The organism is Burkholderia sp. E168m15, from assembly GCF_016586105.1.
GTDB lineage: Bacteria > Pseudomonadota > Gammaproteobacteria > Burkholderiales > Burkholderiaceae > Burkholderia > Burkholderia orbicola.
On sequence record NZ_BCPO01000048.1, the window covers coordinates 1 to 7,387 of the forward strand.

The window sequence follows — 7,387 nt, forward strand, 5'->3', positions numbered from 1 at the left end:
CGAAGGCCGCCAGCCACAACCGTTTCATGAATATTTCGCCTTGTCATTGATGGGGATGAACCGTGCCGCCAGCTTAGCGAACGGCGGGGCGCGACCGCAACCGGCCCGTGTTCGATGTCGTCCCCGCTTGCGCGCGGCGACGTTCTCCGCGCGGCGGCCGGGTCCGTCCGGGCTTGACAACACAATTCCTCGGTGTGAATATAAATTCACACACAAGAATTATTCGTCGAATCCGGAGAAGCCGCGTGCAAGCGCCGGGCCGCCGGAACCGGCAGTCCGATCAACCGGAACCAGGAGCGAGACGCATGGCGGAACACGAGCAGCAGGGCGCGCTGGCGGGATTGCGCATCATCGATCTGTCGCGGGTGCTGGGCGGCCCGTACGCGACCCAGATCCTCGCCGATCACGGCGCGGAGGTGATCAAGGTCGAACCGCCGTCCGGCGACGAGACGCGCACATGGGGCCCGCCATTCGACGGCGACACCGCGTCGTACTTCCTCGGCGTGAACCGCAACAAGCTCGGCGTCGCGCTCGACCTGACGCAGCCGGCCGATCGCGAGCGGCTGCTCGGGCTGCTCGAACACGCGGACGCGCTCGTCGAGAACTTCAAGATCGGCACGATGGAGCGCTGGGGGCTCGGCTTCGACGCGCTGCATGCGCGGTTTCCGCGCCTCGTCTATTGCCGCGTGTCGGGTTTCGGCGCGGACGGCCCGCTCGGCGGGCTGCCGGGCTACGACGCGGCCGTGCAAGCGCTCGCCGGGCTGATGAGCGTCAACGGCGAAGCCGGTGGCGCGCCGCTGCGGGTCGGCGTGCCGATCGTCGATCTCGTCACGGGGCTGAACGCGGCGCTCGGCGTCCTGATGGCGCTGCGCGAACGCGACGCCAGCGGCCGCGGCCAGTTCGTCGAATCGACGCTGTTCGACTGCGCGCTGTCGATCCTGCATCCGCATACGTCGAACTTCTTCCATTCGGGCAACGCGCCCGTGCGCACCGGCAACGCGCATCCGAACATCACGCCGTACGACAGCTTTCCGACCGCGGGCGTCGACATCTTCCTGGCGGTCGGCAACAACGGGCAGTTCGCCGCGCTGTGCGACGTGCTCGGCACGCGCGACTGGCTCGACGATCCGCGTTTCGCGGACAACCGCGCGCGCAGCCAGCACCGCGCCGCGCTGCGCACGCTGCTCGAAACGGCGCTGGCCGCGCACGACGGCGCGACGCTCGCCGAACGACTGATGCGCCGCGGCGTGCCGTGCGCGCCCGTGCTCGGGCTCGATGCGGCGCTCGACCACCCGCATGTCGCGCATCGGCGGATGAAGGTCGAGCTGGGCCGGCATCGCGGCATCGCGTCGCCGATCAAGCTCGGCCGCACGCCGGCTACGTACCGGCGTCCACCGCCCGCGCTGAACGAACATGCGGCGCAGGTGTTCGCGGACGACAACGACGACAACGACAACCGCCGGACCTGACCGGCTTCGCGGCCGCCGACCGTGCCGCATTGCGGCGCCCGGCCACCCGCCGCGCACACCATCATTCGGACATCACGCCGGCCCGCGCATCGACACGCCCGTCGATGCGCACCGGCTGAAGAGGAGACGCATCATGCTCGCATGGATCGGCGCGGTCGCCATCGTCGCGCTGTTCGGCCTGATCATCACGAAGCGGTTGTCGCCGCTCGTCGCGCTGATCGTCGTGCCGGTGGCCGCGTCGCTCGCGGCCGGTTTCGGGCTTCAGACCGGCAAGTTCGTCGTGCACGGCGTACAGAACATCGGCCCGATCGCCGGGATGTTCGTTTTTGCGATTCTATTTTTCGGAATCCTCACCGACGCGGGGATGCTCGACCCGATCATCGCCGGCGTGCTGCGCGTGATCGGCTGCCATCCGCCGCGCATCGTGATGGGCTCGGCACTGCTCGCGCTGCTGATCCATCTCGACGGCTCGGGCGCCGTCACGTTTCTCGTCACGCTGCCCGCGATGATGCCGCTCTATACGCGACTCGGGATGGATCGCCGCATTCTCGCGTGCGTCGCGTCGATGGCGGCCGGCGTCAACTTCCTGCCATGGGTCGGGCCGATGCTGCGCGCGTCGGCCGCGCTGCACATTCCCGGCTCGGCGATTTTCACGCCGATGATTCCGGTGCAGATCGTCGGGCTCGCGTTCGTGTTCGGCACCGCGTACGTGCTCGGCGTGCGCGAGGCGAAACGGCTCGGGCTCGACCGCGCCGGCGCGGCCTCGCTCGCGATCGCGCCGCGCGAGCTGACCGACGCCGAACGCGCGTTGCGCCGGCCGGGACGCTTCGGGATCAACGTCGCGCTCACGCTCGTCGTGCTCGTCACGCTGGTGTCCGGCATCGTCGACCCGATGGTGATGTTCATGCTCGGCACGGTCGCCGCGCTCGTGATCAATTACCCGGACGTGCAGGCGCAGCGCGAACGGATCGACGCGCATGCTAAGGCCGCGCTGATGATGGCGAGCGTGCTGCTCGCGGCCGGCGCGTTCACCGGCATCATGTCCGGCACCGGGATGCTGAAGGCGATGGCCGAGGTCGTCGTCGCGCACGTGCCCGTCGAGCATGCGCGCCACATGCCGTTCGTGCTCGGGCTGCTGTCGATGCCGCTCAGCCTGCTGTTCGATCCCGATTCGTTCTACTTCGGCGTGCTGCCGGTGCTCGCGGAGAGCGGCAAGCTGCTCGGCGTGCCGCCGATCCAGATGGCGCAGGCCGCGCTGCTCGGCCAGATGACGACCGGTTTTCCGGTCAGCCCGCTCACGCCCGCGACGTTCCTGATCGTCGGGCTGACCGGCGTCGAGCTCGCCGAGCACCAGAAATTCACGATTCCGTTCCTGTTCGCCGCCACCGTGCTGATGGTCTTCGCCGCGGTCGCGACGGGCGTGTTTCCATTGTGAGCGGCGCGGCCGCTCACGTTTTTTCGGGAGAGCAGTCCATGCAGTTCGACCTGACCGACGACCAGCGCGCGATCGAAAGCGCGATCGAGAAAATCTGCGAGCGCTTCGGCGACGACTACTGGCTCGAACGCGATCGCGCCGGCGGATTTCCGGCCGACTTCCACGCGGCGCTCGCCGAGGCCGGCTGGCTCGGCATCGCGATGGACCCGGCCTACGGCGGAGCCGGGCTCGGGATGACCGAGGCGGCGCTGATGATGCGCACGATCAGCGCGTCGGGCGCCGGCTTGTCCGGCGCGTCGGCCGTCCACATGAACATCTTCGGGCTGAACCCGGTGCAGGTGTTCGGCAACGATGCGCAGAAGGCGCGCTTCCTGCCGCCGCTGATCGCCGGGCGCGACAAGGCGTGCTTCGCGGTGACGGAACCCGACGCCGGGCTCGACACCACGCACCTGAGCACGCAGGCGCGCCGCGACGGCGATTACTACGTGCTGAGCGGGCGCAAGATCTGGATCTCGACCGCGCAGGTGGCGAACAAGATGCTGATCATCGCGCGCACGACGCCGCTCGACCAGGTCGCGAAGCCGACCGACGGGCTGAGCCTGTTCTATACCGACCTCGACCGTTCACGCGTCGAGGTGCGCGAGATCGAGAAGATGGGCCGCAAGGCGGTCGATTCGAACATGCTCTTCATCGACAACCTGCGCGTGTCGCGCGACGACCTGATCGGCAACGAAGGCGACGGCTTCCGCTATCTGCTGCACGGGCTGAACCCCGAACGCATCCTGATCGCCGCGGAGGCGATCGGGCTCGGTCAGGCCGCGCTGCGCCGCGCGACACAGTATGCGTGCGAGCGCGTGGTGTTCGGCCGGCCGATCGGGCAGAACCAGTCGATCCAGCATCCGCTCGCGCAGGCGTGGATGCAGCTCGAGGCCGCATGGCTGATGGTGATGAAGGCCGCGACGCGCTACGACGCGGGTCAATCGTGCGGCGCGGAGGCAAACGCGGCGAAATACCTCGGCGCGGAAGCCGCGTTCCAGGCCTGCCAGACGGCGATCGCGACGCACGGCGGGATGGGGTACGCGAAGGAATATCATGTCGAGCGCTATCTGCGCGAGTGTATGATTCCGAAGCTCGCGCCCGTGAGTCCGCAACTGATCCTGTGCTACATCGCGGAGAAGGTGCTCGGGCTGCCGAAGTCGTACTGACCGTAGCGACCCGGCGGCCCGCCCGGCGCGCGGTTTCCCGTTCCGAATCAAGCGCTCGTCATGGACGTCAAACTCGTTGCCCGCACGCTCGACCTGTTCGAGCTGTTCGCCGCCGAACGGCGGCCGCTGCCGCTCACCGAACTCGCGCGCCTGCTCAACGTGCCGGCGTCGAGTTGCCTCGCGATGGCGCGCACGCTCGTGAGCCGCGGCTACCTGTACGAAGTGCGCAAGCGCGGCGGCTACTACCCGACGCGGCGCCTGCAGACGGTCGCCGCCGCGATCGACGCGACCGATCCGGTCGTCGACATCGTGCATCCGCACCTCGTCGCGCTGCGCGACGCGAGCCGCGAAACCGCCGTGCTCGGCAAGATCCAGGGTGTGTCGGTCACGTATCTCGACGTCGTCGAATCGGAGCAGGCGATCCGCTATACGCGCCAGCCGGGCGAGCTGCGCCCGCTGCACGCGAACTCGATCGGCAAGGCGATCTTCGCGGAACTCGCGAGCGAGACGCAGCAGGCGCTCGGCGCGCAACTGCCGTTCGAACGCTTCACCGATGCGACGGTGGCCGACCTGGCGGCGCTCGTCGCGCAGACCGCGCGGTTTCGCGAACTCGGCTGGGCCGAGAACTTCGGCGAGAGCGCGCCCGAGCTGTCGGCGCTCGCGGTGGCGCTGACGCTCGACGGCGACTGGTACGGGCTGTCGGTCGTCGGGCCGACCGAGCGGATTCGCCAGCATCGCGACAAGCATGCGGCGCTGCTCGTCGACGCGAAGGCACGGCTGCTGGCCGAGCACGCGCGCGGGTAGGGCAGCGGCGCGCGCCGGCATCCGCAGCGGGCCGTTCCGGCGTTCGGTCCTGCCACGCCGGAACGGCCCGCCGTACGTCACGCGCGAGCGCGTCGCAACGTCACGACTTCACCCACACGCCGCCCGCGCTCGGGTTGTCGCCCTGCGTCCACCATTTCGCGCAATACTTCGCGCCCTGGTACGTCACGCACGTGCCGCCCTGGTAGGCGGTCGTCGACGACCACGCGGGCGTGCCGCCGCCGATCGGCTTCCACACGGCCGCCTGGCCGGGCACGTCGCCCTGCGTCCACCACTGCGCCTGATACGTCGTGCCCTGGTAGGTGACCGTCGCGCCGGCCGTATAGACCTGGCCGGCCGCCCACGGTGCGCCCGGCTGCGGCGTACCGCCGTCCGAGCCGCCGCCGTAGTTCGGGTCCTGCGTGACGCCCGCGCCCCACTTGCCGTCGAGCTTCTTGAAGATCGCCGCGAACGCGTACGGCTGCTGCGCGACGCCCGAGCAGGTCGGCGACGCATACGTGCCGCCGGACGGGCACGCTTGATCGCGGCCGACCGACCAGTTGCCGAAGAACCCGTAGCCGTTCGCGATTGCCGCGTTCAGCACGGTCTGCGCATTCGCGAGCGTGAACGTTTCGCCTTGCACGTCGTTCACGCCGATCATCGGCGTGACGCCGACCATCTGCCACAGCTGCGCGTTGGTCTTCGGCTGGCCGGCCGACTTGAACGCCGTGTCCAGCTGCGAGTAGAGCGCCTGCGCAGCGCTGATCGCGGCGGCGCCCATGTCGATGTTCGCGGGGCCGTAGTCCATCGCCATCACGTTGACCGCATCGAACGTGGTCTTGTTCGCGATGGCCGCGTTGACGACGTTCACGCCGTCCTGCGTGAGCCCGGTCGGCATCGTCGGCAGCGTCAGCGTCACGTGCAGCAGCTTGCCCTTCGCCGCGTAGTCGGCCTGCAGTTGCGCGACCGCCTGGAAGTTGCGCGCGACCGCCGCCGTGTCCTGCTGCGACGCGCCCTCGATGTCGAAGTCGATATGCGTGAGGCCGTACGTGTCGATCACCGTCTGGTACGCGCTCTTCAGCGCGGGAACCGTCGAGCACGCCTGCATCAGCGGCGTGCCGTTCGCGCCGCCGAACGACACGGCGACTTCGCCGCCTTTCGCGCGGTAGCTCGCGATCGACGTCGACAGCGCGGTCAGCAGCCCGCCGCTCGCGCCGTTGCCGATCGGCTGCACGCCGCCCCACGACGGCACGCAGCCGTTGCCCGCGACCACGAACGCGAGCGTGAACTGCTGGATGCCCTGGCGCACGCCGATCTGGTCGACCAACGGTGTCGGATAGAGCGTCACGTCGACAAAGGGTGCATACACGCCGGCACCGTGCGACACGCTCGCCATCGCGAGCAGACAACCCGCGGCAAACGCTCGCGGAACGAAACGCGGCAACACATTGTTGTTCATTCTGTGTTCTCCAAGTGGAAGAGGGATACGCTGGCCTGCGTATCGCCGCCGATGGGCAGGCACCTGTCCCGTCGGCGGCGTGCCTATCTTGGAGTATTCACGTCGAATAGGGAATTTAGGGATACTTCTTTTTGTTATTCGATTCCCGATACGTAACGATCTTGCCGATTCGGTCGCGTTGCGAAACGCGGAGCGGGCACTTTTTCCGGTTGCTCGCGCCATGGCGCGCGGATGGACCGGTTCCAGCGAGCCGGTGATACACCGGCATGCCGATTGACGGCTCGCGCGCATCGCGCATTCACGTGAGCACCGCCGGATTCGATACGCGCGCCGCGGCGTTCAGCGATACCAGCGCGGCGTATAGATCCATTCGCGTGCGTTGCCGATCGAGAAGCGCCGCGTCGTCGACGAGCCGACGATCACCATCGTGCGCATGTCGACCTGCTCGCCGCGCAGCGCGCCGAGGGTCGTTGTCGAAAGCGTCGCGCCTGGCCGGCCGATGTCGCGGCCGAGCACGACCACCGTATCGGCCGCGCGATGCGCACGCACGATGTCGAGCGCACGGTCGAGCTGCCACGGCCGCGCGCGCGAAATCGGGTTGTAGAACGCCATCACGAGATCGGCTTGCGCCGCGTGTTGCAGGCGCGTCTCGATCACGTCCCACGGCTTCAGGTTGTCCGACAGCGAGATCGCGCAGAAATCGTGACCGAGCGGTGCGCCGGCCTGCGCGGCCGTGGCGAGCGACGCCGAGATGCCGGGCTCCACGCGCAGGTCGACCGCGGCCCATTGCGGGTCGCGCGCTTCGTCGAGCGCTTCGAGCACGGCCGCGGCCATCGCGAAGACGCCTGGGTCGCCCGACGATACGACCGCGACGCGCCGGCCCTCGGCCGCCAGTTCGAACGCATGGCGCGCGCGCTGCATTTCCTCGCGATTGTCGGTGCCGTGCACGCGCTGGTCCGCCCGAAACGGGCCGGCCATGTTCACGTAAGTCGTATAACCGAGGATGTCGGTCGCATCC

At 68.7% G+C, this 7,387-nt stretch carries 6 protein-coding genes; 4 read left to right on the plus strand and 2 right to left on the minus strand.

The genetic code is table 11. The features are described from left to right. The first annotated feature begins 305 nt into the window (after positions 1-305). From JMF86_RS08115 to JMF86_RS08130, 4 genes are all read left to right on the plus strand, one after another. Positions 306-1,469, plus strand: a complete 1,164-nt coding sequence (locus JMF86_RS08115) for a CaiB/BaiF CoA-transferase family protein (protein WP_201316933.1) — start codon at positions 306-308, stop codon at positions 1,467-1,469. A gap of 133 nt (positions 1,470-1,602) precedes the next feature. Beyond that, positions 1,603-2,904: a CitMHS family transporter gene (locus tag JMF86_RS08120; protein ID WP_027784442.1), complete on the plus strand. Its 1,302-nt coding sequence runs from the start codon at positions 1,603-1,605 to the stop codon at positions 2,902-2,904. A gap of 38 nt (positions 2,905-2,942) precedes the next feature. After that, positions 2,943-4,109 (plus strand): acyl-CoA dehydrogenase family protein, encoded by a 1,167-nt coding sequence (locus tag JMF86_RS08125; protein WP_201316934.1) that lies wholly within the window; start codon positions 2,943-2,945, stop codon positions 4,107-4,109. 60 nt (positions 4,110-4,169) lie between these two features. Continuing rightward, complete coding sequence (locus JMF86_RS08130) at positions 4,170-4,913, plus strand: IclR family transcriptional regulator (RefSeq protein ID WP_027811169.1); 744 nt, start codon at positions 4,170-4,172, stop codon at positions 4,911-4,913. Positions 4,914-5,013: 100 nt separating this feature from the next. Here the strand turns inward: JMF86_RS08130 and JMF86_RS08135 are convergent, their stop codons facing one another. After that, positions 5,014-6,369, minus strand: a complete 1,356-nt coding sequence (locus JMF86_RS08135) for a chitinase (protein WP_054927832.1) — start codon at positions 6,367-6,369, stop codon at positions 5,014-5,016. Between the two features lie 339 nt (positions 6,370-6,708). Further along, the coding region (gene cobJ, locus JMF86_RS08140) for a precorrin-3B C(17)-methyltransferase (RefSeq protein WP_201316935.1) at positions 6,709-7,387 on the minus strand (679 nt) is incomplete at its 5' end.

What these genes read in the sequence shown, in the direction of transcription:
- JMF86_RS08115 (WP_201316933.1), top strand. Translation starts at nt 306, where the DNA reads ATGGCGGAACACGAGCAGCAGGGCGCGCTGGCGGGATTGCGCATCATC.
- JMF86_RS08120 (WP_027784442.1), top strand. Translation starts at nt 1,603, where the DNA reads ATGCTCGCATGGATCGGCGCGGTCGCCATCGTCGCGCTGTTCGGCCTG.
- JMF86_RS08125 (WP_201316934.1), top strand. Translation starts at nt 2,943, where the DNA reads ATGCAGTTCGACCTGACCGACGACCAGCGCGCGATCGAAAGCGCGATC.
- JMF86_RS08130 (WP_027811169.1), top strand. Translation starts at nt 4,170, where the DNA reads ATGGACGTCAAACTCGTTGCCCGCACGCTCGACCTGTTCGAGCTGTTC.
- JMF86_RS08135 (WP_054927832.1), bottom strand. Translation starts at nt 6,369, where the DNA reads ATGAACAACAATGTGTTGCCGCGTTTCGTTCCGCGAGCGTTTGCCGCG.